Here is a 23365-nt window from a genome sequence, read left to right as displayed (position 1 = left end):
CTACTTCTCGATACCCTCGAAGTCGAACAGCCCGTTCCAGGTCAGCTCGGCCTTCTTCACCCTGTCCGAACGGCCGGCGTTCGCCACGTAGTCCAGGACCGGGATATCCACCATGTCGCGCAGCATCAGCGTCTGGGCCTGCGCGATGATCTTGTAGGACTCCTCCAGCGAAGCCGCCGCCAGCGCGGCGTCGAACAGCTTGTCCAGCTCCGGGTTCTTGTAGTCGACATTGTTGGTGCCGGAATAGCTGTAGTAGTTGGCGCTCAGGAACTGCATCATGGTCGGGTAGTCACCCTGCCAGCCGTAGCGGAACGCCTTGCCGATGGTGCGCCCGGTGATCAGACCGCGAATATCCTTGAACGTTGGGTAGGGCGTGCCGACCGCGTCGATGCCGAGCACGTTCTTCACACTGTTGGCCAGGGCTTCGATCCACTCCTGGTGCCCACCGTCGGAGTTGTAGGCAATCTCGTAGCGACCGGACCAGGGCGCGATCGCGTCGGCCTGGGCCCACAGCTTCTTGGCTTCCTCCGGGTTGTACTTCAGGACTTCGGCGCCGGGCAGGTTGCCGTTGAAACCGGGCAGCGTGCTCGCGGTGAAGTCGCGCGCGGGGATGCGGCTGCCGTGGAAGATCTTGTCGCAGATCTGCTCTCGGTTGATCGCCATCGACAGCGCCTTGCGCCGCAGCACGCCTTCCGCGCCGGAGAAGTGCGCGACGTTGGACTGCACGCCGATGTGCTGGTTCTGCGCGGTCGGTTTGGTGATCGCGCGGTCGCCGAGGTCGTCCTTGTAGGTCGCGATCGCGCTCGACGGAATGGTGTCGAGGGTGTCGAGGTTGCCGGCCTGCAAGTCCGCGTAGGCGGTTTCGAAGGTCTGGTAGTGCACGAACCGCAGGCCCTTGTTCTTGGCCGGGCGGCCACCCGGGTAGTCCGGGTTCACGTCCAGGTCGATCTTGACGTTGTGTTCCCAGGTCTTGAACTTGTAGGGGCCGTTGCCGATCGGCGCTTCACCGAACGCCTTGATGTCCTTGAACGCGACGTCGGGCAACGGGTAGAACGGCGAATAGCCCAGTCCCACTTCGAAATCGATGGACGGGAACTTCAACTCCACGGTGAAGGTGCGATCGTCGAGAACTTTCAGGCCCGACATGGTCTGGGCCTTGGGCGGATCGGCGGACACCTCGTCGAAGCCGAGGACCGGGGTGAAGACGTAGCTCTGCAACTGGGCGTTGGTGCCCAGAGCGCCGTAGTTCCAGGCGTCGACGAAGTTCTTGGCCTTGACGACGGTGCCGTCGGTGAACTTCCAGTCCGGCTTGATGGTGATCTTGTAGTTCTTGCGATCGGTGGTCTCGATCTTCTCGGCCATCTCGTCGTGCGGCTGACCGTTCGCGTCGTAATATTTCAGGCCCGCGAACAGCCGGTCGACGACGCGACCACCCATATTCTCGTTGGTGTTGCCGGGCACCAGCGGATTCTGGGGCTCACCACCGTTGGTGGTGACAATCCCTTCGGCCGCACTGTCTTCCGTGCCACACGCGGACAGCCCCAGGCTTGTGGCCAGTAACACCGCCCCGATCAACGCGCCAGCTCTTGTGAATCTCACTGCGTTCTCCTGACATCGAGCAGAACCGGGGCGACCCTCATCCGTACTGCCCCGGAATATATTCGGACAGTAGCGATTCCAGGGTCGGCCTGTCCTCCGATCGAAACAGGTGGTTTTCGATTTCTCGGGGTGGCCGGCGATACCAGCACACCAACAGCAAATGCCCAGCGCACCTTCGCGTGGCCATCGGGCGGCAATCGCCGCGCCCGCATTACCGGGGCGAAGTGGGTACCCAATGGAATCGAATTTCAATCAACTTGTTCCAAGAAACACACTAGCCACTGGCTATCACTGTTCGTCGGCGTACCCCAAAACCCTTGCCGACCAGCAGTTTCGGCGGCCATACGGAGTACCCGGCGGAACAGATCGCGAAACGATCAAGGTGCATAACGGCTTGGTTACGGTTAACTTTTCCTGGTGCCGAACCGGACAACCGGGACGCCGTCGTCATGTCGCACAGAAATCCGCCTGATGGAGTAAAACTTTGCGCATCCTGCTGGTCGCCAGCGCCTTCAACAGCCTCACGCAGCGGGTCCACACCGAACTACGGGACCGTGGACACCACGTCGGCGTCGAGCTGGCTTTGGGAGACGAACCACTACGGGCGGGCGTGGCGCGATTCCGGCCGGACCTGATCCTCGCACCCATGCTGACCAGGGCGATCCCGGAAGACATCTGGACCGATCACACCGTGCTCATCGTGCATCCGGGCCCGAAGGGCGACCGCGGACCCTCCTCGCTGGACTGGGCGATCAGCACCGGCGCGCGGACCTGGGGCGTGACCGTGCTGCAGGCGGTGGCCGAGATGGACGCCGGGCCGATCTGGGCCTCGGTGCCGTTCCCGGTCACGCCGGTCGGCAAGAGCGCGCTGTATCGCAACGAGGTCGCCGACGCCGCGCTGACCGCGGTCCTGCTGGCGGTGCAGCGTTTCGAGAGCGGCGAATTCCAGCCGGAGCCTTTGGATTACAGCCGCCCCGACGTGCGCGGTGAGCTGCGCCCGTACCACGCGCAGCCGCACCGGCGCATCGACTGGGCCGCCGACAGCACCGCCACCGTCCTGCGCAAACTGCGCGCCGCCGACTCGCAGCCGGGTGTGCTCGACGAGCTGTTCGGCCGCGAGTTCTTCCTGCACGGCGGGCACAACGAGGACCAGTTGCGCGGCAAGCCCGGCACGGTCGTCGCGACCCGCGACGGTGCGATCTGCCGGGCCACCGTCGACGGCGCGGTCTGGCTGCCGCAACTGCGGGCGCGCCGGGAGCAGGGCAGACCGCCGACCTTCAAACAACCCGCGACCGACGCGCTCGGCCCGCTGCTGCCCGCGGTCCCCGAGGTGCCGGTGTCCCCCGCCGAGGCCGCCACCCGCGATACCTGGTCGGAAATCCGTTACCGCGAACAGGATTCGGTCGGCTACCTGGAATTCGGCTTCGCCGGCGGCGCGATGAGCACCGGCCAGTGCCGCCGCCTGCTCTATGCCTACGAGCAGGCCCGCACCCGCCCGATCGGCGTGCTCGTGCTCGGCCCGGAGCGGGACTTCTTCTCGAATGGCATCCACCTCAACGTGATCGAGGGCGCGGCCGATCCGGGCGAGGAGTCCTGGCGCAATATCAACGCGATGGACGACCTGGTCGAGGCCATCCTCACCACCACCGACAAGCTGGTGATCGCGGCGCTGCCGGGCAACGCCGCGGCCGGCGGGATCATGCTCACGCTGGCCGCCGACGAGGTGTGGTGCCGCGAATCCGCGGTGGTGAACCCGCATTACAAGCTGATGGGCCTCTACGGCTCGGAGTACTGGACCTACACGCTGCCGCGCCGAGTCGGCGCCGCGATGGCGGAAACTCTTACCCAGCAAGCACTTCCGGTCGGCGCGCGGGCCGCGCGCGCCCTCGGACTGGTCGATCAGGTGATTCCCGGCAGCCCGGCGGCGTTCTGGGCCTGGGTGCGCACCGAGGCCGGGGCGCTGGCGGATTCGCCGGAACTGGCGACCCGGCTGGTGGAGAAGAAGCGGCGCCTGGCCGCCGACGAGGCGGTGAAACCGCTGGCCGCCTACCGCGCCGCGGAACTCGCGCGGATGCGCGAGAACTTCGCGCCCGGATCGCCGTACCACCAGCTGCGGCAGAACTTCGTCCACAAGGTCTGCGCGACCGCGACCCCGGCGCACCTGCTCGGCTGAGAACAACGGAGCTGCAATGGAATTCGATCACTTCAGCTACGGCTGGGTCACCCCCGCCGTTGCCTTCCTCATCTCGGTTCTCGGCTCGCTGCTCGGCCTGCGCTGCACCTCGCACGCCCGGCTCACCGAATGGCCGGTCGGCTGGCTGATCGCGGCCGCGGTCTCGCTCGGCGGCGCGGGCATCTGGGTCATGCACTTCACCGCGATGCTCGGCTTCTCCATCCCCGGCGGCACCATCCGCTACGACGTGCCGCTGACGCTGCTCAGCGCGGCCATCGCGATCGTGTTCGTGTGGATCGGGCTGTCCATCGTGGTGCGGGGCCGGCGCGAACTGGTGGCGCTGCCGATCGGCGGCGCGATCACCGGTCTCGGCGTGGCCGCCATGCACTACCTGGGCATGTTCGCGATGAAGACCGGCATGGACATGGACTACAAGCTCGGCACCGTGGCCCTGTCGATCGGCATCGCGGTGGTCGCGGCGACCGCGGCGCTGTGGTTCGTGCTGCATGTGCGCGGCCTGCTGGCCACCCTCGGCGCGGCCCTGCTGATGGGCCTGGCGGTCTGCGGAATGCATTACACCGGAATGTATTCCATGCACGCACCGCACAGCACCCATCACTCGGCGGTGGCGCCGGACAGCGGCGTCGAACCGACCCAGCTGCTCACCCCGCTCATCGTCACCGTCACCCTGGTGCTGATGATGCTGGTCATCCTGGTCGGGTTCGCCGAGATCGACGAGCGCAGCACCCGGGACGAGCGCATGGACCCGCTGCCCCGCGATCCCGGAATGCACTGGCCGACCACCGACGAGATTCGCCGGAAAGCCAACTCCGACTGGTCCCTACGCGAATCCGACCGCGAACTCAGCCGTCACTGATCGACCGCGCCGGGGTCGCTCCAGATGTCGGGCGCGACCGCGGCCATCGAACGCCCCTGCGGGTCCAGGATCCGGCCCAGCAGTTTGTCGTGCCGCAGCGTGACCACGCGCTCACCGACGGTGAGCTCGGGATGCGCTGCGGCCAACTGGTTTTCGAAGGCGAGCACGTCGGCGACCGAATGCAGGCTGGCCTGCAGGAGCAGATTGTGCGCGCCGGTGATCGCGGCGCAGTTGCGGGTCTGCGGCAGTTCGACGAGCGCGTGGCCGATGCGGCGCACCTGGTCGGTGGGTGCGCTCGCCCAGAAGGTCACGGCGACCGGCCAGCCGCCGAGCGGACGCGCGAAGTCGCAGCGGAAGCGGAACAGGCCGAGTCGGGTCAGCTCCTCGATGCGGCGTTTCACGACGGCCGCGCGGGTGCCGAGTTCGCCGGCCAGGGCGGAGTAGGCGGCGCGGCCGTCGCGGGCGAGGGCGCCGAGCAGGGCGCGGTCCTGGTCGGTGAATCGGCCGCGATCGCGTTTCGCGGCCCGCGGCGCGGGCGGAGCGGGCAGGCGGGTGCGCTGGTCGGGCGCGAGGGCGTCGATGCGCCAGTCCCCGCCCTCGGTGAACATGTGCGTGATCAGCTCCGCGCGGACGGCGGTGACGTGCGGGTGGCCGGGCAGCACCTCGAGGGCGTAGCGCGACATCGCCGCCAGGTCGGCCGCGCCCGCGGTGGCCAGAATGTGGTGCGGCCCGGCGGCGCGCTCCAGGGTCACCAGGTGCGGGTGCCGCGCCAGCTCCGCGACCACGGTGCCGACTTCGCCCGGCGCGCAATCGATTCGGAGATAGGCCAGGCAGACCCGGTCGAACAGGCGCGGGCCGGGCGAGACGCCCACCCAGGCCGCGCCGCGCTCGCTGAGCCGCTGCCAGCGCCGGGCCACGGTGACCGGGTCGACGCCGAGCGCGTGGCCCAACTCGGCCCAGGAGGCGCGCGGCCGCAGTTGCAGGGCGTGGATCAGCGCGAGCTCATCCTCGGTCAGTAGGTCGTCGTTTTCCTGCACCATTTGCACCTGTTCAATTCATATCCTGCATATGGGGCCGCCTCGGCAGCGGATATCGGACTGTATCCCTATTGCTACCGGTGCAGACAGAGAGGTCGGAAGATGGCGTTCGGCGACTATCAGAACGAGATCTATTTCCGCGGGCTGGGCGGCGTCGTGCCGGACCTGCCGATGCGGTTCGCGGAGTTGCGCGAGCGAGCACAGGCCGCGCTGCCGCCGTCGATCTGGTCCTACGTCGCGGGCGGGGCCGGCGACGAGCGCACCCAGGACGCCAATGTGACCGCGTTCGACCACTGGGGTCTGGTGCCGCGCATGTTCGTCGGCGCCAAGGAACGCGACCTGTCGCTGGAGCTGTTCGGAATGTCGCTGCCCGCACCGGTATTCATGGCGCCGGTGGGCGTCGTCGGGCTGTGCACCCCGGACGGGCACGGTGATCTCGCGACCGCCCGCGCCGCGGCACGCACGGGAGTACCGATGGTCGCCTCCACCCTGACGGTGGATCCGATGGAACAGGTCGCCGCCGAATTCGGCACCACCCCGGGGCTTTTCCAGCTCTACACGCCGACCGACCGGGAGCTCGCGGCCAGCCTGGTGCGGCGGGCCGAGCAGTCCGGGTTCCGGGGGATCGTCGTCACGCTCGACACCTGGATCACCGGCTGGCGGCCACGCGACCTGGCCACCAGCAACTTTCCGCAACTGCGTGGCCACTGCCTGGCCAACTATTTCACCGATCCGGTTTTCCGCGCCGGGCTGGCCAAGCCGCCGGAGCAGGATCCCCAGGCCGCGATCCTGCGCTGGATTCAGCTCTTCGGCAATCCACTCACCTGGGACGACCTGCCCTGGCTTCGTTCGCTGACCGACCTGCCGTTGATCGTCAAGGGCATCTGCCACCCGGAGGACGCGCGCCGCGCGCTCGCGGGCGGCGCCGACGGCATCTACTGCTCCAATCACGGTGGGCGCCAGGCCAACGGCGGTCTGCCCGCGCTCGACGTGCTGCCCGAGGTGGTGGCCGCGGCCGACGGCGCGCCGGTGCTGTTCGACTCGGGTGTCCGCAGTGGCGCCGACATCGTCAAGGCGCTCGCGCTGGGTGCGACGGCCGTGGGCATCGGGCGGCCCTATGTCTATGGCGCCGCGCTGGGCGGGGTCGACGGCATCGTGCATGTGCTGCGCGCACTGCTCGCCGAGGCCGACCTGATCATGGCGGTGGACGGCTATCCCACGCTGAAAGACCTGACGGCCGAGGCGCTTCGGGCCGTACGCGGCTAGCGGAAGCCGTCGAGGCCGGTCGCCTGCAACAGTTGCGCGCGCCCGAGGAGGTCGACGGGCAGGTACTTCTCGGGGCCGGTGGTCCAGGCCTGCCCGGACTCCGGGTCGTAGCGATCGGGCATCGGAATCCCCGCGGGCGCGTAGGCCGCGAACCCGCGCACGGTGGTGCTGTACGTCGCGCGCCACAGGTGATCGCCGAAGGCGACGACACCGGCCCGGTCGGTCTCGGCGGCAGCACCGCGCAGGCTCGCGACCTGCTCGGCAACGCCCAGGGTGGACAGATAGACCAGGGTGCCGTCCGGATTGCGCCGCGGATCGATCGACACGACACCGGTCATCCCGTACTTCGCGGTCAGCACCTCCGCGATCTCGATCTGCGCGTAGACCGGGATCTGCCGATCACCGCGGGCCCGGACGACGGCCTCGGCCAGCGCCTCGTTCACCGGCCCCGGCGCACCGATCGTGCGGGCGGGGTCGGCGCCGGCGGGGATCCGGTTGCCGAAGGCGTAGGCGATGATCAGGCTGAAGCTGTCCGGCGCGGCGGCCGGGACCTCCCACAAGCCGTTCGGCAGTTCGAAACCGCCGGCGGGTGCGGCGTGCGCCGTGGCCTGCGCGGACAACGGTGCGATCAGCGCGACCAGGGTGGCGGCGCAGCGACGGCGAAACTTCATGGTCGCGACGCTAACCGATATCAGCGACCGGCAGGCAAACACGGGGTGCCGCCGGGGTGCGCGAAGTTTTAGTTGCCGTGCGGAATAAATCGGTTAATGTAGTTGCTGACGCAATAGTCCGCACAGCAATTAACTCCGGGAGACCCGATGCACGCCATCACCCAGACCACCTTCGGCGGCCCAGAAGTGCTGCACCACAGCGAGATCGACCGCCCCGTGCCCGGTGCCGGCGAGGTGCTGGTCCGCGTGCGCGCCGCCGGCGTGAACCCGGTCGACGCCGCCACCCGCGCGGGCCACTTCCCGCTGTTCCCCGCACCGCCGCGCATCCTGGGCTGGGATGTGGCCGGTGTCGTCGAAGCCCTCGGCCCAGAGGTCGACGAGTTCGAGGTCGGCGCGGAGGTACTCGGCCTCCTCCGATTCCCGGGCGAGGCGGGCACCTACGCGGAATACGTGGCGGCTCCGGCCGACCAACTGGTGGTCAAGCCCGCGGCCTTGCCGATGCCGCAAGCCGGCGCGCTACCACTGTCCGGCCTGACCGCCTGGCAGGCCCTGGTGCAGATCGCCCAGCTCGAAGCCGGGCAGCGCCTGCTGGTCCACGCCGCGGCCGGCGGCGTCGGGCACTTGGCGGTGCAGATCGCGAAGTCACGGGGCGCCTACGTCATCGGCACCGCTCGCGCGGTGCACAACGAGTTCCTGCGGGACCTCGGCGTCGACGAGGTGATCGACTACAGCACAACGGATTTCGCGACCGCGACCGACCCGGTGGACGTCGTCCTTGACCTGGTCGGCGGCGATTACGCCACCCGCTCGCTGCCACTGCTGAAGCCCGGCGGACTGCTCGTCACCACCGTCGGCCACAACACCGGGCTCACCCCGGAAGCGGCTGAGCAGCACGGGATCCGGTTCGAGACCGTCTTCGTCCAGCCCGCGGCCGAGGCCCTGGCCGCCCTCACCGCCCTGGCCGCCGACGGCGCTTTGCGGCTGCACGTCGAGCGCGAATTCCCGCTCGCCGACGCCGCGCGGGCGCACGAGTCGACCGGCAACGCCAAGGGCAAGACCGTACTCATCCCTTGACGAAGAGCGGCCCGACGAAGCGTTCGACCAGGCGGCGCTCAGTGGCGGCGTCCGCCGCCGGCCAGGCGAGCAGGGACAGCACCACCCGCACGATCCACTGGGCCGCCTCGTCGTCCGGCGCGATGCGGGTGAGGGTGGTCGCGATGCGGCGCAATTCCGGTGCGGTGGTGAGGATTTCGCCGGTGTCACCGGTGCGGGTCCGGCCCAGCCACTGCGCCAGGGCCGGGTCGGCCCGGATCGCGGCCACCGAGGCCAGGATCGCCTCGACCGCGCGGCGGGCCCCGCGGTAGGGCTCGACCGCGGCGGCCACGCGTTCGGCCACCGTGGCGGCGGCGCGCGTGAGCACCCGGTGCACCAGCTCGGATTTGCCGCCCGCGTGCCGGTAGAGCGTGGCGCGGGAACAGCCGGCCCGGGCGGCGATGTCGGCCACACCGACGCGGTCGACGCCGTGTTCGAGAAAGAGCTCCGCGGCGGCGGTTTCGATCCGCTGCCGTGCCACCGCCGACCGATCCACGCGCTCCGGCATCGTCTCAGTTCCTCACTCCGCTATCTCGATGTGAGACACAGTGCCATGTCCATCTCCTGGTGACCAGCGCTGTTGCTGCTGGTCGAGAGCGCCGCGGTCCGGCCGGGGATCGCGCGGTGAGACGACGATTGACACCGATTCCGCGACCACGCACGGTGAGCGCCCGACTATGGTCCACGACAACGGGAGCGACCCATGACAACGACGTCACCCGGCGAGATCGACATCTTCGACCCGGCCCACCTCGACGACCCGTACCCCCTGCTGCGCGCATTGCGCACCCGGCGGCCGGTCTACAACGTGCCGGGCACCGACTTCCATCTCGTGTCCTCGTGGGAGCTGGTCACCGAGGCGACCGCGCGCACCACCGACTTCTCCTCCCACCTCACCGGCCTGCTGGTGCAGCAACCCGACGGGCCGCCCGTCACCTTCGATATGGACGGTGGCGGCCAAGCGGTCCATGTTCTGGCCACCGCGGACGACCCGGTGCACACCGTGCACCGCAAATTCGTTCTCCCCTTGCTGTCCAAGCGGATTCGCACCCTGGAACCCACCGTCCGACGGCTGGTCGACCAGTTGTGGACCGGCGACGATCGCATCGACTGGGCGACCGGCATGGCCGACCGCCTGCCCCTGGCCCTGGTCGCCGACATCATCGGCCTCCCTGCCGAAGACGTCCCCCAACTCCTCGCCTGGGCCTACGACAGCACCGAAATGCTGGGCGGCACAGTCTCTTCCACCCGCCTGGCCCCGTTGATCGCGTCCGCCGCGGCGCTCGCCGGCTACCTGCACGAGAAGCTGCATGCCCCCGCCCCCGATTCCAGCCTGCTGGCGGTCCTCGCCACCGCCTGCCGCACCGGCGAGCTCACCCCCGACGTCGCCGTGCTGATCCTGGTCCAGCTCATCGGCGCCGGCGGCGAATCCACCGCGGGCCTGATCGCCAACGCCGCCCGCATCCTGGCCACCGACACCGAACTCCAGCACCGCCTCCGCGCCCACCCCGACCTGCTCCCCGCCTTCCTCGACGAATCCCTGCGCTGGGAATCCCCTTTCCGCGCCCACCACCGCCACGTCACCACCGACACCACCCTCGGCTCCACCCACCTCCCCGCCGGCAGCCACCTCCTCCTGCTCTGGTCCGCCGCCAACCGCGACCCCACCGTCTTCCCCACCCCCGACACCTTCGACCTCGACCGCCCCAACGCCCGCAAACACCTCGCCTTCGGCAAGGGCGCCCACTTCTGCATCGGCTCGACCCTCGCGAAACTCGAAGCCACCGCGGCACTCACCGCCCTGCTCACCCGCACCACCGAGTTCACCCTCGCGGCGCCGGCGCGGTGGGTGCCGAGCATCTTCGTGCGGCGGCACGAAAGCCTGGTGCTGCGGATTCGGTGAGGCGGGCGGATTCTCAGGTCGTCGCGGCGACCGGGCGCGCGTCCACCTTGCCCATCAGACGATGACCGAGGTTGTGGAAGGGCTTCTCGATGAAGCGGTAAGTCAGTGCGGCCAGGATGATCGCGCAGGCGATCCAGGTGCACCAGGTGAGCAAGGTCGCGGGTATCCCGGCGACCGACACCGAGAACGGGGAGATAGCGGCCAGGACAAGGGCGTGCATAAGGTACAGCGAGTAGCTGACGCGCCCGAGATAGAGCAGCGGGCGCGGGAACGAGTACTTGCGCAACAGCAGGGCCGCCGCGAATACCAGATAGGCGCCGACCAGGGTGAAGGCTTCCTTCTTCCAGGTGACCACCGAGCCGAACGTCGGATCCACGTAGGGCTGCTGGAAGAGCTTGAGCCCGAAGATCACACAGACGGCCAGCGCGAACACGCCCCAGCCGAGCCTGGTGCTGATCTCGTCCGCCGTCATCCGATAGAGCACCGTGCCGACGAACATCGTGGCGATGATGCCGACCGAGTACCCCGATGGGCCAGGCTGGTTGAGCCCCAACGGGACAGCGAGCGCCGCGAGCAGCACCGCGGCGACCGCCCCGCGCCTGGTGGCCGCCCGGCGCGCGAAAAACACCGCGACCGCGACGGTCACGACCACGACCGCCAATCGAGTCCAGAGGTTCGAGGCGGATCCGTTGACCATGGCGACCGGCAGGAACACTCCGGCGAAGAGAATCGAACCGATCGCGAAGACGGCCAGGGGCACCGATCGCCGGTTGAATCCGGCGAGGAACAGCAGCGACACGAACATGTAGAACACCAGCTCGTAGGACAGAGTCCACGCGGCGCCGATGATCTGTGTGTCCGGTGCGCCGAGGAAGAACTGCGCCATCGTGAAATTCGTGGGGATGGTCCATCCGGGATCGGCCTCGACGCCCGCCTGCAACGGGAACCGGCCCACCGAATGCAGCACCAGCGCCGCGATCAGGCACGCCCAGAACAGCGGAAACAACCGGAAGAACCGGCCGATCCAGAACGCACCCAGCGACCGCCCCCGCTCCAGCGAGGCGGGAATGATGAAGCCACTGACCATGAAGAAGACGAAGACACCGAACATGCCGGCCCCGAAGTACGACGCCGCGAACCGCGCGTACTCCGGCCATAGTCGCTCCGAACAATGGTGGATCACCACCACCAACGCCGCCACACCTCGAAGCGCATCGAGAAACTCGAACCGGCCCCCGCGAGTACTTACTTTTTCTTCGACCCGAACGATCGGATCGGATACCGCTTCTTCAGATGTCGTCACACCACACCACGAGAAGATCTAACCCACTCCACCCAACGCATAGCTAGCGATCCTAACGAGTGACCGCAGTTGTGCCTCAGGACGGTTCGGACCGCATGGACACCGGCGTGAGCATGGCGGCGGTGCAGGCCAGCGCCGTCTCGCGGTTCGGGTAGACCGCGAACGCGGAGTCCACGTCGGTCACCCGCAGCGGGCGCGCCGCGGCGCCGTTCGCAATCACCGCGAACACCGTATGCGGGCCCGCGGCGGCGTGGGCCCGCAGCAGCACGGTGAGCCCGGCCGCGCCCATGTAGAGCACCCCGCTCAGATCCGCCAGAATCCGCGAGGGGTGTGCGGCGACAGCCAGGTCCAACGCTCGGGCCAGTTGCGGGGCGGTGAGAATGTCGACCTCGCCGCCAATAGTGAGGATACGACCGTGTTCGCGCTGGTCCTCGACCTCGACGGTCAGCGTGCCCGGCTGATGGATCATGGAAACTCCTCCGTCGGCGCCATGCTCGGCGTCGCCGCCGGTCACGAAGGCGGTCATGGGCTGGTCCTCCTGTCCGACAAGGTCGACGAGGGTGGGTGGGCCCACACAGTCCGTGTCGGGCCCACCCGGGACGGAAGATATTCGTGCGTGATGTGTTTCAGGGGGATACGGGCAGCACCTCACTCCCCTACTGGGACAGATAACAAAGGTTCGGCCGCCCGGGGTGCGGGTCAGGCGTTGATCACCTGGAGTTCGCGCTCCTCGCGCGAGATCTCGATCTTGCGAGGCTTGGCCTTCTCCGCGACCGGGATCGTCAACCGCAGCACACCATTGCGATAGTCGGCACGGATCGCTTCGGTGTCGAGGCTGTCACCGAGGAACAACTGGCGGCTGAATACGCCGCGGGAGCGTTCCGCGGCAATCATCGACCGCCCCTGATCCAGCTCGGGACGAGTCGCTTTGACTGTCACCACGTTGCGTTCGACGTCGAGGTCCAACGAATCCGGGTCGATACCGGGCAGGTCGAACTCCACCACGAACTCGTCACCGTCGCGCCAGGCGTCCATCGGCATCGCCGCGGGTCGGGCTGCCGTGCCGAACACCTGCTGCGTCAAACGATCCAGATCACGGAAGGGATCAGTACGCATCAGCATGGTCGCCACCTCTAACTCCAATCTCGATGGGTTCTTGACCAGATAACCTCTGCCATCTGGCATAGATAATATTTAGCACCCGACACATGAGAGTGCAAGACTTGGAGACAGGTAATCTTCGAGGACCATCCCTTGTTCGTGAGGAGTTCCATGGCACCACCACCGGAGCATCTACCTGCCTCCGAGCGCGCGGTCTATGCGATCTCGGTGGCCGCGGAGCTGGCCGGGATCGGCGTTCAGACGCTGCGCCTGTACGAAGAGCACGGCCTGATCACTCCCGCCCGCAGCGCGGGCGGCACCCGCCGCTACAGCGGCAACGACCTGGCCCGCCTGCAACGGATCTCGGAATTGTCGGCCCAGGGCGTCAACCTCGCCGGGATCGGGCGCATCCTCGAACTCGAAGACACCAACGCCGATCTCACCGCCGAACGTGATCGACTTCGCGAGGGCCTCCACTAACGCTGCACACTGGGTGCCGGAGCGGGGACCTCCCAGCCGCCCGTCCCACGCGGGAGCATCTCTCAGGCTCAACGCCAGCAGGCCCCGGCGCGTGTGCGCGCCGGGGCCTGCGATACGGAAGAGGGGGTTCGACTTTTAAATCTGGTCGCCGGCCATGGGGGCCGATCTCACGACACGTGCCCGGCGTTTCTCGCCCGGACACGGAACCGGTAGCTGACTACTCAGTGACCACCTCCTAGTTGCCGGTCTCACCTGCGGATAAGTGCTGGACATTGCTTGCCGCCCCCGCCGGCGGCCCGGCCGACTGCACCGGATTCTCTTCTCCGCCGGGGGACGGATGGAACATATTCCGGGCAGTTCGCCTGCCCGGCTTCTGGACTCATCAACTGAACGATCACGACTGTATACCGCCCCCTGGAGAATGTCTACACTCGCCGGTGTAGTTTTTTGCCATCAGGCCTGACCGGTTGTTTCCATCGCAGGACACCGGTTTCCCAGTGCCGTTGCCGGGTAGCCACAACCCGGATCCAGAACTCACTGCGCGCCCTGCCGGTGGCCTTCGAGCAGAGGTCGGGGACCGCGGAGACGGCGACCCACATCCGCGAATCGCGACTCGACGGGCGGACGCGCCGCATGGGGAGTTCTGCACCATGAGCGGTTCAAAACGGCGTGGGCGGAGCCGGCGCTGGACCGCTGTCCCCAGCCGGGGGCTGGTGAACATGCCGCGTGTACAACAGAATTCACGCCCGAGGGGTGCCCCCAGTCGGACTCGAACCGACACTTTGCGGATTTTAAGTCCGCTGCCTCTGCCAATTGGGCTATGGGGGCGTGGGCGTTCAGACTACCGACTCGTACGGCTGTACCGGAATTCTGGGATTCACGGTGTGCCCCGTCTGTTGGTGTTCCCTGGCTGCGAGTGAGCAAACACCTCGGGCGGAGTGGTCGGATAATCATAGCCGTGGGCTATGGTTTATTGAGACGGCGATCATCGGGTTACTTCAGATTGGCAGGAAACTCGCTGATCGGCGTGGTGACGGCGACGGTCGCGGCGGCGGCGGGGACTGCCGGGATCGTATCCGCCGCATTGGATTCGGTGGCCGACCCGGCCGTTCGACCGAGCGGTCGGAGGGCGGTCAATGGGGCTGACGTGGGCTAGGTAGCCGCTGGCGCAAGCTATCAGCAACTCGAGCGCAAACGAAGGAGCCCACGAGGATTCGTGGGCTCCTTCGGATTTCGGGCTACTTTTGTTCGGTCTTGCCCAGCAGCGCGTGCCGGCGACCGTAGGCGAAGTACACCACGATGCCGATCGCCATCCAGATGACGAACCGCAGCCAGGTCTCCACCGAGAGGTTCAGCATCAGCCACAGGCAGGCCAGCACGCCCAGGATCGGGATCACCGGCACCCACGGGACGCGGAAGCCGCGCGGCAGGTCGGGGCGGGTCTTGCGCAGGATCAGCACGCCGATCGAGACCAGCACGAAGGCGAACAGCGTGCCGATGTTGACCATTTCCTCCAGCGTGCCGAAGTCGACGAAACCGGCCAGCACGGCGCAGACCACGCCGACGAGGATGGTCAGCCGGACCGGCGTGCCCTTCTTGCCGGTGTGGGCCAGCTTGCGCGGCAGCAGGCCGTCGCGGGACATGGCGAACAGCACGCGGGTCTGCCCCAGGTACATCACCATGACCACGGTGGTCAGGCCGGCCAGCGCGCCGATGGAGATCAGGTTCTTCGCCCAGTCGGCGCCCTGCAGCGCGAAAGCCGTTGCGAGCGTGGCGTCCTCACCCAGGTCGGTGTAGGGCACCATGCCGGTGAGCACCAGCGAGACCGCGACGTAGAGCACGGTGACGATGGCCAGCGAGCCGAGGATGCCGCGCGGCAGCGCCTTCTGCGGGTTCTTGGTCTCCTCCGCGGCGGTGGCCACGACGTCGAAACCGATGAACGCGAAGAACACCAGGCTGGCCGCCGAGAGCAGGCCGTACCAGCCGAAGTTGCTGCTGCCCGCACCGGTCAGCAGGGAGAACAGCGACTGGTGGATACCGCTGGCGCCGTCACCGGCCGGCTGGGACGGCGGGATGTAGGGCGACAGGTTGTCCTTGTTGAAGTAGGTCAGGCCCACCACGATCACCAGCGCGATCACGGCCAGCTTGATCGCGACCGCGATCGCCGACACCCGCGAGGAGATCTTGGTGCCCACCGCCAGCAGCACGCCCAGGATCGCGATCAGCAGCACCGCGCCCCAGTCGAAGGAGATCGATCCGAGTTTCACGGTGGTCTCACTGGAGATGACCGTGCCCAGATACTGCGACCAGCCCTTGGCGACCACCGAGGCGGCCAGCGCGAATTCCAGGATCAGGTCCCAGCCGATGATCCAGGCGGCCAGCTCACCGAAGGTGGCGTAGGAGAAGGTGTACGCGCTGCCCGCGACCGGAACGGTGGAGGCGAACTCCGCGTAACACAGCGCGGTCAGACCGCAGGCGATGGCGGCGAGCACGAACGCCAGCGACACCGAGGGGCCCGCCACGCTGGCCGCGGTGCGCGCGGTCAGCGTGAAGATGCCCGCGCCGATCACGACGGCGACGCCGAAGATCGTGAGATCCCAGGCGGTCAGGTCCTTTCGGAGCTTGGAGTCGGGTTCGTCGGTGTCCCTCATGGACTGCTCGACCGACTTGGTCCGGAACAGGCCGGTGCGGCGTGGCACCGGAACTTTGTCCGGTGTTTCCTGGATCGCCACTGTGTTTCTCCTTCAACAAAGGGTTGAGCTAGAGCGCACTGGCCGCGGCGGCTAGTGGACGCCTTCCATACGCCGGCTGATCCACGGGACCAGGCCGAGGACTACCAGACCCGCGACGATCGCCGCCGCGCCGATGAGCCCGAAATAGGCGGTCTGATTCTCATCGGAGTAGAAACGGGCCAGCACGCCGGCCATGGAGGTGCCGATGCCGACGGAGAAGAAGTACAGCGCCATCATCTGCGCGCGGAACGCCTTCGGGGCCAGCTGCGTGGTGACGGCCAGGCCGATCGGCGAGAGCAGCAGCTCGGAGATCGCGAACCCGCCCATGATCAGCACCACGAACAGCACGGGCACGGTCTTGCCGGTGTACCCGGCCAGCGGGACGAACAGCAGGAACGCCGCGCCCATCCCGATCACGCCGAAGGCGAACTTGCGCGGGGTGCTCGGGGCCCGGCTGCCGAGTTTGGTCCACATCAGCGCGAACAGCGGCGAGAGCGCGATGATCCACACGGGTTCGATCGAGCCGATCCAGTTGGACGGCGCCTCCCAGCCGAAGATGCTCCAGTTGATGCGCTCGTCGGAGTAGACCGCGAGCACGGTGAAGATCTGCTGGAACAGCGACCAGAACACGGCGTTGGCGATGAACAGCGGGATGAAGGCCCGGACCCGGGTGCGCTCGATCGGCTCGACTTGCTTGCTGGTCAGCATGATCACGAAGTAGGCGATCGAGGCGACGATGATGACGCCGGTGGTGACATCGGCCAGGTTGTCCAGGGTGACCAGCTTCGTGGCCCAGGCGATCGCGATGATCACCACGGCGGCCGCGAGGACGCCGATCACCTTCGGGACGGCGGTGCGCGGCAGCGGGTTCGGCACCTCGCGCCCGGCGTTGCCGAGATTGCGGCGGAAGACCGCGTACTGGGTCAGGCCGAGCGCCATGCCGACCGCGGCGGCGCCGAAGCCCCAGTGGAAGCCGATGCGCGATTGCAGCAGGCCGGTGAGCAGCGGGCCGGTGAAGGCGCCGACGTTGATGCCGAGATAGAAGAGGGTGAAGCCGCCGTCGACGCGGGCGTCACCCTTCGGGTAGAGGGTGCCGAGCAGCGAGGAGGCGTTGGCCTTCAACGCGCCCGAGCCGAGTGCGATCAGCGGCAGCGCGATGCCGACGCCGACCAGGCCCGGGATCAGGGCCAGCGCGAGGTGACCGAGCATGACGATGACGCCGCCGTAGAAGACGGTGCGCTCCATGCCGAGGACGCGGTCGGCGATCCAGCCGCCGAGCACCGTGGAGAGATAGACCAGGCCGCCGTAGGCGCCGACGATGCCGACGCCGGTGGCCTTGTCCAGGCCCAGGCCGCCTTCGGTCGCCGAGTAGTACAGGTAGTACCCGAGGATGGTGAGCATGCCGTAGAAGGAGAAGCGCTCCCACATCTCCACGCCGAACAGGTTGGTCAACCCGATCGGATGGCCGAAGAGGGTGCGACCGGCTACGGCCTCATCGGGTACCACACTTTGGGACATACCCGAGAGATTGGCATAAATCGCAACTGTGCAGCAAATCACCCTCGGCGTGCCGCGAATCCGAATGACAAATGAGGTATGTCCGGATGATCCGATCCCCTGTGCATCCAGAGTAAATCCAACCACCGAAATAGGGCAGTTTGCGCTGGTAAACGAACCGTAGGTACGCATTCGGGAGCAGTATGCCAACTGCTCGCCATTCACCTTCGATAGCGTAGGTATGCCGGAAGTTAGCCAGTTATGCGGTAATTGCATATCGCTCTAATTGGACATGCGACCAGCACGGCGGGCGGCCGAAAGCCGGTGGCCGAAGCGACCGCTTTCAGGCGATGGACAGCGCGATGCCGTCGAGAATGTCGTGCTCGCTCACCACGAGTTCACCGATGCCCGCGCGCCGGGACAGTTCCTCGGCGAGCACCTCGGTGATGACCCCGCCGCCACCGATGACGTCGACCCGCCCCGGATGCATCGGGCCCAGCGCGGCCCGCTGCTCATGGCTCATTCCGATCAGGCGATCGCAGACCGCGCGCACCTCGTCCAGCTTCAGGCGGGTGAGATGGACCTGCTCCGAGTCGTACTCGGGGAGATCCAGGGCGATCGCGGCGATGGTGGTCATGGTGCCCGCGACGCCGACCCAGGTCCGGGCCCCGTCGACCGGCACCCGTTCGAAGGCCTCGCCGAGCCGCTCGGCCGCGAATTCCCGGGCCGCGGCGATCTGCTCGGCGGTGGGCGGATCGCCCGGCAGGCAGCGTTCGGTGATGCGGACGCAGCCGATGTCGGCCGAGAACGCGGCCTGGACGCCGGAGCTGTCGCCGAAGACCAGCTCGGTGGAGCCGCCGCCGAGATCGACCACGACGAACGGGCCCTCGGCACCGGACAACTCGCCGACGGCGCCGGTGAACGACAGGCGCGCCTCCTCGTCACCGGTGATCACCTCGGCCTCCGCGCCCGGCACCACGGTGCCGAGTTCGGCGCGCGCCATGCCGAAGAAATCCTCGCGATTGGACGCGTCCCGCGTCGCGGAGGTGGCGACCATGCGCACCTTCGCCACGCCCGCCGCCCGCATCAGCCGCGCGTAGTCGGCCAGCGCGACCCGGGTGCGTTCGATCGCCTCGGGATTGAGCGCACCGGTCGCGTCGACACCCTGGCCGAGCCGCACGATCCGCATCTCGCGGTGCACGTCGGCCAGCTTGCCGTCGGGGAGCACGTCGGCGATCAGCAGTCGAATGGAATTGGTACCGCAGTCAACCGCCGCAACCCGCGTCATAGTGTCTGTCCCGCCTCGTATTTCGGCCAGTCCGCCGGAATGGCGGTGCCACGCAGTCCATTGTCGGCCGCGAGCGCCACCGCCTCATCACCGAACGGATTCACCCCCGGGCCCTTCGCCAGGGCATGCGCGATCAGCACGTGCAGGCACTTCACCCGCTCCGGCATCCCGCCGCCGGTGAAATCGGTGCCGAGCGACTCGATCTCGTTCCGCTCGGCCAGATAGCTCTCGTGCGCGCGCTGGTAGGCCGCGGCCAGCTCCGGATCCTGGGCCAGCCGCTCGGTCATCTCGCGCATGACACCGGCGGACTCCTGCCGGCTCGCCTCGGCGGTGAGCCGCGGGTCGGTCAGGTAGAACAGCGTCGGGAAGGGGGTGCCGTCCGGCAACCGGGGCGCGGTCTTCACCACCGCGGGCAGCCCGTCCGGCGTCCGGTAGGCCACGGCCAGCACGCCGCGGGGTTCGCGGCCGAGCTGGGAGGCGATGACTTCGAGATCGCGTTCGGTCGGTGCGGTCACCGTGGTCCTTCCGGGACAGGAACGGGCGCGGCGGGCGCGGGCTCCGTCGCGGGGGGCTGAGGCTGGGAAATCGTCTCCCAGAGTTCGGTGTACCAGGGGTCCGGTGTTTTGGACTTGGTCGGCGCGGGCGGCGGCGCGGGCGCCTCGATGCCCGGCACCTGCACGATGTAGGGCGTCTCCCCCGGCATCACCAACCGCAGCCGGTTGCGCGCCTCGGAGATGATGTAGCGCTGATCCAGTTGCTGGGCCCGGCGATCGCGCAACCGGGTCAGGTCGGCTTCCAGATCCCGGCGCTGCTGGGCCAGTTCGGCGGCTTCGGCGCGCTGGGAGAAATAGGTGCGCATCGGGACCGCGAGGGTCAGCGCGAGCGCGCAGACCACCACCGCCAGGATGACCGCCTTACCGGTGGGCAGCCCGAGGATGGTGCGTTCGTGCCGGTCCGCGCTCTTGCGCGAATCCGGCTTGCGCACCGACGGGGGTGAATCCGCCCGCCGCCGGGTGCGTGTGCCCGCCGCGGGACGCGCCGCGCGGGCAGCGCGCGACGTGCGGCGGTCCCCACGTCCAGCCGGACTGGTACCGCGCGCACGTCGCTCCGCCATCATTCTCCTACTGATCAGCCTTCGAACGCGAAGCGCGGGAAGGCGACATCGCCGGCGTAGCGGGCCGAATCGCCCAGCGCGTCCTCGATGCGCAGCAACTGGTTGTACTTGGCGACGCGCTCGGAACGGGCCGGGGCGCCGGTCTTGATCTGGCCCGAGCCCACGGCGACGGCCAGGTCGGCGATGGTGGTGTCCTCGGTCTCGCCGGACCGGTGCGACATCATCGTCTTGTAGCCGTTGCGGTGCGCCAGCTCGACGGCGTCCAGAGTCTCGGTCAGGGTGCCGATCTGGTTGACCTTCACCAGCAGCGCGTTGGCCGCGCCCTTGGCGATGCCCTCTTCCAGGCGCTCGGGGTTGGTGACGAACAGGTCGTCGCCGACCAGCTGCACCTTGTCGCCGATGGCGTCGGTGAGCGCGACCCAGCCGTCCCAGTCGTCCTCCGACAGCGGATCCTCGATGGACACGATCGGGTAGGACGCGAGCAGCTCGCTGTAGAACTCGTTCATCTCGGCGGCGCTGCGCACGCTGCCCTCGAATTTGTAACCGCTACCGGCGGTGTAGAACTCGGTGGCGGCGACGTCCAGCGCCAGCGCGACATCGGTGCCGAGCTTGTAGCCCGCCTTCTCGATGGCGACCGAGATCAGATCCAGGGCGGCGCGGGTGCCCGCGACGTCCGGCGCGAAGCCGCCCTCGTCGCCGAGGCCGGTGGACAGGCCCTGGGCCTTGAGCACCGACTTGAGCGAGTGGTAGACCTCGGTGCCCCAGCGCAGGGCTTCCTTGAAGGTCGGGGCGCCGATCGGGGCGATCATGAATTCCTGCACGTCCACGCCGGTGTCGGCATGCGCGCCGCCGTTGACGATGTTCATCATCGGGACGGGCAGCACGTGGGCGTTCGGGCCGCCCAGGTAGCGGAACAGCTCCAGGCCCGAGGACTCGGCGGCGGCGCGGGCCACGGCCAGCGAGGCGCCGAGCAGCGCGTTCGCGCCGAGGCGGGACTTGTCCGGGGTGCCGTCCAGATCCAGCAGGACCTGGTCGACGGTGCGCTGCTCGACCGCGTCCAGGCCGATGATGGCCGGGGCGATCTCGTCGAGCACGCCCTCCACGGCCTTCTGCACACCCTTGCCCTGGTAGCGGTCGCCACCGTCGCGCAGCTCGACCGCTTCGTGCTCACCGGTGGAAGCGCCGGACGGGACCGCCGCGCGGGTCAGGGTTCCGTCGTCGAGGGCGATTTCCACCTCGACAGTGGGGTTTCCGCGCGAATCCAGGATCTCGCGAGCTCCGACCTGTTCGATGATTGCCACGAAAACGACACTCCTTCGGCTGATCATTTCGAGCGACCGGCAAGCAGTCGCTACGGCAGTGGCACGGCAGATGACGGATGGTCCGTGCGGTGCCGAGCCTAGCGCAGTGCCGTAGCGGCGGACCCCTGGCACACTCTCAAAAAGTCCCTCGAACTGACCGTGCGCTGCCTCACACTCTGCGGCCGACGCTGTAGGCGGCGGCGCGATCGCGCACGGTACGCATGTACTGGTTGGACTGGTTGTAGGTCAGAAGTGCCCGCTGCCAACCGTGTTCGGAGGTCAGGTCGCCGCCGCTGGCGCACAGGTATCTGGCCGCGGTGAGCGCGGCGTCGTCGATGCTCTGCGGATCGGCGAAGCCGTCGCCGTTGGCGTCCGCGCTCCAGCGGTGCCAGGTCTCCGGGATGAACTGCAGCGGGCCGACGGCGCGGTCGAAGACCTTGTCACCGTCCAGGGCGCCGCCGTCGGAGTCTCTGATCTCCGCGACCCCCGGGGCGCCGTCGAGCGGGATCCCGATGATCGGGGGCCGCACCGCGCCGTCGCCGTCCGGCGCCGATCGGCCGTGCGTGCCGTGCTTGCTCTCCACGCTCGCGATGCCGGCGATGGTCGTCCAGGCGATGCCGCAGTCCGGTCTGGACCGGGCCAGCACCGCGGCCGCGTAACCGTAGGCCTCGAGCGCGACGTTCGGGATGCCCAGGCCGCTCTGCCCGTCGGCCCAGTCCGCGAGCTGGGCGGCGGAGCGGCCGGGCGCGTCCAGGTCGATCACGGGCACCGGGGCGCCCGGCCCCGGCGGCATCCCCTCGGGAATGGGAGTCAGCGTGCCTACACCCCCGCAGCCGGCCAGAACCAGGGTCACCATCGCAGCGGCCACAACGCCGGTCTTTTTCAGGAGCACCCTTCCATCATCCAGGTGTTTCGGAGTGCTCCCCCGGATTGCGACCAACAACGCAACCGGGGCCGGTCCGAGTCGCCTTCCGGCGCGTCGCCGCAGGTCCGCTACGCGCCCGGGATTTCGTAGTCGAACCAGATGTGGTGCCCACCTTCGGCATCGACGCTCAGCCCGCCGGTACCGGTGAGACCGGCGAGCTCGCCGGTGCCGCTGTCGGGGACGATGCGGAAGAACTCGCCCGAGCGGTCGGTGCCGGACGTGCTCGCGGAGTGCACGAAATTGAAGGCGCCGGTGCGGCCGCCGAGGGTGCCCTCGAAGGACTCCATCGCGAGGTAGGTGCCTGCGCCACTGGCCATGTCGAAGGCGGAGGTGAACAGCGTCGCCGCGCGGCCGGTGATCTCCCCGGCGAATTCTTTGGTCATGGTGGCGATGCCGACCGGGAGGGCGGTGCCGATCGGCGGATCGGGAACCACGTCGGTGGGGACGAAGGCGGTGACAGCGAAGGTACCGATGGCTTTCATGCGGCGGAGCGTAGCGGGAGCGACCGACAAGTTCGCTTCGCGTGCGAATCGCGCACGGCGGGTGCGGAATCCACTGCGCCCGACCCGAAATCCGCCGGGCGCGCCGCTCGGTGACGCAGGCTTTCGATGGACCGCCGGGCCCTCGAATCCGGCACGGCCACTGCGGTTCTCGCCACACTTGCGCCCGGCCCGACCCGCGAATCGCTCCGCCGGCAACATCCGCGCACCATTGGCGTAAGCCTCCTTAACAGCGTGGCACCCCTAGGGAATTCGCTGGTCAGAGCGGCGCCACACCCGGAACGAGGTGCCGCTTTGGATCGGACCCGCCTCGAGCCTTACCCTTTCATGCGTCTTCGCTATTTTTCACGACTCGCTTAGGTAAGCCTTGCTTAAGGCAGCGCGAGGTACTAGCTTCGCAGTGCGATACGTCTTCACCCGCTTTTCGACTGATGCGAAGAAGGGACCTCCTGGTGAAAAGCGTTCTCTCCGAACGTAAGACGCTTCACCCACAGGATATCGAACGA

The 23365-nt window shown here is 68.0% G+C and carries 21 protein-coding genes and 1 tRNA gene; 6 read left to right on the top strand and 16 right to left on the bottom strand.

Annotated elements, in window-relative coordinates; genetic code table 11:
* The gene (locus AB0H76_RS00620; RefSeq protein WP_357315349.1) at window positions 1-1599 is read right to left on the bottom strand and encodes an ABC transporter substrate-binding protein; all 1599 of its coding nucleotides are present in this window, start codon (window positions 1597-1599) and stop codon (window positions 1-3) included.
* Between the two features lie 484 nt (window positions 1600-2083).
* On the opposite strand from AB0H76_RS00620, the gene AB0H76_RS00615 reads away from it, so the two are divergent.
* The gene (locus tag AB0H76_RS00615; protein WP_357315346.1) at window positions 2084-3772 is read left to right on the top strand and encodes a hydrogenase maturation protein; all 1689 of its coding nucleotides are present in this window, start codon (window positions 2084-2086) and stop codon (window positions 3770-3772) included.
* A gap of 16 nt (window positions 3773-3788) precedes the next feature.
* Window positions 3789-4649, top strand: a complete 861-nt coding sequence (locus tag AB0H76_RS00610; RefSeq protein ID WP_357315343.1) for an MHYT domain-containing protein — start codon at window positions 3789-3791, stop codon at window positions 4647-4649.
* Here AB0H76_RS00610 and AB0H76_RS00605 read toward each other — a convergent pair.
* Window positions 4643-5689, bottom strand: coding sequence for an AsnC family transcriptional regulator (locus tag AB0H76_RS00605; RefSeq protein ID WP_357315340.1), 1047 nt, complete (start codon window positions 5687-5689; stop codon window positions 4643-4645). The two genes, AB0H76_RS00610 and AB0H76_RS00605, sit on opposite strands and share 7 nt — an antisense overlap.
* Window positions 5690-5788: 99 nt before the next feature.
* Between AB0H76_RS00605 and AB0H76_RS00600 the strand changes: the two genes are divergently transcribed.
* Window positions 5789-6952 (top strand): alpha-hydroxy-acid oxidizing protein, encoded by a 1164-nt coding sequence (locus AB0H76_RS00600; protein WP_357315337.1) that lies wholly within the window; start codon window positions 5789-5791, stop codon window positions 6950-6952.
* On the opposite strand, the gene AB0H76_RS00595 is transcribed toward AB0H76_RS00600, so the two are convergent.
* Window positions 6949-7623 carry a hypothetical protein gene (locus AB0H76_RS00595; RefSeq protein ID WP_357315334.1) on the bottom strand — a complete coding sequence of 225 codons (675 nt, stop codon included), beginning with the start codon at window positions 7621-7623 and terminating at the stop codon, window positions 6949-6951. The two genes, AB0H76_RS00600 and AB0H76_RS00595, sit on opposite strands and share 4 nt — an antisense overlap.
* A 147-nt stretch (window positions 7624-7770) precedes the next feature.
* Here AB0H76_RS00595 and AB0H76_RS00590 point away from each other — a divergent pair, with 147 nt between their 5' ends.
* Entirely contained in the window at window positions 7771-8697 is a 927-nt protein-coding gene (locus tag AB0H76_RS00590) for an NADP-dependent oxidoreductase (RefSeq protein WP_357315331.1), read from the top strand.
* On the opposite strand, the gene AB0H76_RS00585 is transcribed toward AB0H76_RS00590, so the two are convergent.
* A complete protein-coding gene (locus AB0H76_RS00585; protein ID WP_357315328.1) occupies window positions 8687-9223 on the bottom strand; it encodes a helix-turn-helix domain-containing protein in 537 nt (178 codons plus the stop codon). The two genes, AB0H76_RS00590 and AB0H76_RS00585, sit on opposite strands and share 11 nt — an antisense overlap.
* 195 nt (window positions 9224-9418) lie before the next feature.
* Between AB0H76_RS00585 and AB0H76_RS00580 the strand changes: the two genes are divergently transcribed.
* Window positions 9419-10618, top strand: coding sequence for a cytochrome P450 (locus AB0H76_RS00580; RefSeq protein WP_357315325.1), 1200 nt, complete (start codon window positions 9419-9421; stop codon window positions 10616-10618).
* Window positions 10619-10631: 13 nt separating this feature from the next.
* On the opposite strand, the gene AB0H76_RS00575 is transcribed toward AB0H76_RS00580, so the two are convergent.
* From AB0H76_RS00575 to AB0H76_RS00565, 3 genes are all read right to left on the bottom strand, one after another.
* Window positions 10632-11921, bottom strand: coding sequence for an acyltransferase (locus AB0H76_RS00575; protein ID WP_357315323.1), 1290 nt, complete (start codon window positions 11919-11921; stop codon window positions 10632-10634).
* 76 nt (window positions 11922-11997) lie between these two features.
* Entirely contained in the window at window positions 11998-12447 is a 450-nt protein-coding gene (locus AB0H76_RS00570) for an STAS domain-containing protein (RefSeq protein WP_357315319.1), read from the bottom strand.
* Between the two features lie 173 nt (window positions 12448-12620).
* A complete protein-coding gene (locus AB0H76_RS00565; protein WP_357315316.1) occupies window positions 12621-13043 on the bottom strand; it encodes an HSP20 family small heat-shock protein in 423 nt (140 codons plus the stop codon).
* A gap of 150 nt (window positions 13044-13193) precedes the next feature.
* Between AB0H76_RS00565 and AB0H76_RS00560 the strand changes: the two genes are divergently transcribed.
* Window positions 13194-13502, top strand: coding sequence for a MerR family transcriptional regulator (locus tag AB0H76_RS00560; protein WP_357315314.1), 309 nt, complete (start codon window positions 13194-13196; stop codon window positions 13500-13502).
* 754 nt (window positions 13503-14256) lie between these two features.
* Here the strand turns inward: AB0H76_RS00560 and AB0H76_RS00555 are convergent.
* From AB0H76_RS00555 to AB0H76_RS00515, 9 genes are all read right to left on the bottom strand, one after another.
* A tRNA-Leu gene (locus AB0H76_RS00555) sits at window positions 14257-14330 on the bottom strand.
* A 410-nt stretch (window positions 14331-14740) separates the two neighbouring features.
* The gene (locus tag AB0H76_RS00550; RefSeq protein WP_357320252.1) at window positions 14741-16153 is read right to left on the bottom strand and encodes an amino acid permease; all 1413 of its coding nucleotides are present in this window, start codon (window positions 16151-16153) and stop codon (window positions 14741-14743) included.
* A gap of 132 nt (window positions 16154-16285) precedes the next feature.
* Window positions 16286-17752: a peptide MFS transporter gene (locus AB0H76_RS00545; protein ID WP_357315311.1), complete on the bottom strand. Its 1467-nt coding sequence runs from the start codon at window positions 17750-17752 to the stop codon at window positions 16286-16288.
* Window positions 17753-18074: 322 nt separating this feature from the next.
* Entirely contained in the window at window positions 18075-19019 is a 945-nt protein-coding gene (locus tag AB0H76_RS00540; protein WP_357315308.1) for a Ppx/GppA phosphatase family protein, read from the bottom strand.
* Window positions 19016-19534, bottom strand: a complete 519-nt coding sequence (locus tag AB0H76_RS00535) for a DUF501 domain-containing protein (protein WP_357315305.1) — start codon at window positions 19532-19534, stop codon at window positions 19016-19018. The genes AB0H76_RS00540 and AB0H76_RS00535 overlap by 4 nt, the downstream gene beginning before the upstream one ends.
* Complete coding sequence (locus tag AB0H76_RS00530; RefSeq protein WP_357315302.1) at window positions 19531-20133, bottom strand: septum formation initiator family protein; 603 nt, start codon at window positions 20131-20133, stop codon at window positions 19531-19533. Before AB0H76_RS00530 ends, AB0H76_RS00535 begins: the two co-directional genes overlap by 4 nt.
* 14 nt (window positions 20134-20147) lie before the next feature.
* The gene (eno, locus tag AB0H76_RS00525) at window positions 20148-21434 is read right to left on the bottom strand and encodes a phosphopyruvate hydratase (RefSeq protein ID WP_357315299.1); all 1287 of its coding nucleotides are present in this window, start codon (window positions 21432-21434) and stop codon (window positions 20148-20150) included.
* A gap of 169 nt (window positions 21435-21603) precedes the next feature.
* Window positions 21604-22290 carry a lytic murein transglycosylase gene (locus AB0H76_RS00520; protein ID WP_357320250.1) on the bottom strand — a complete coding sequence of 229 codons (687 nt, stop codon included), beginning with the start codon at window positions 22288-22290 and terminating at the stop codon, window positions 21604-21606.
* Window positions 22291-22427: 137 nt separating this feature from the next.
* A complete protein-coding gene (locus tag AB0H76_RS00515; RefSeq protein ID WP_357315296.1) occupies window positions 22428-22841 on the bottom strand; it encodes a DUF3224 domain-containing protein in 414 nt (137 codons plus the stop codon).
* Window positions 22842-23365 lie beyond the last annotated feature (524 nt).

Origin of the sequence: Nocardia sp. NPDC050712 (genome assembly GCF_040654295.1) — a bacterium.
Taxonomy (GTDB): Bacteria; Actinomycetota; Actinomycetes; order Mycobacteriales; family Mycobacteriaceae; genus Nocardia.
This window is presented reverse-complemented; position numbering and strand designations above follow the sequence as displayed.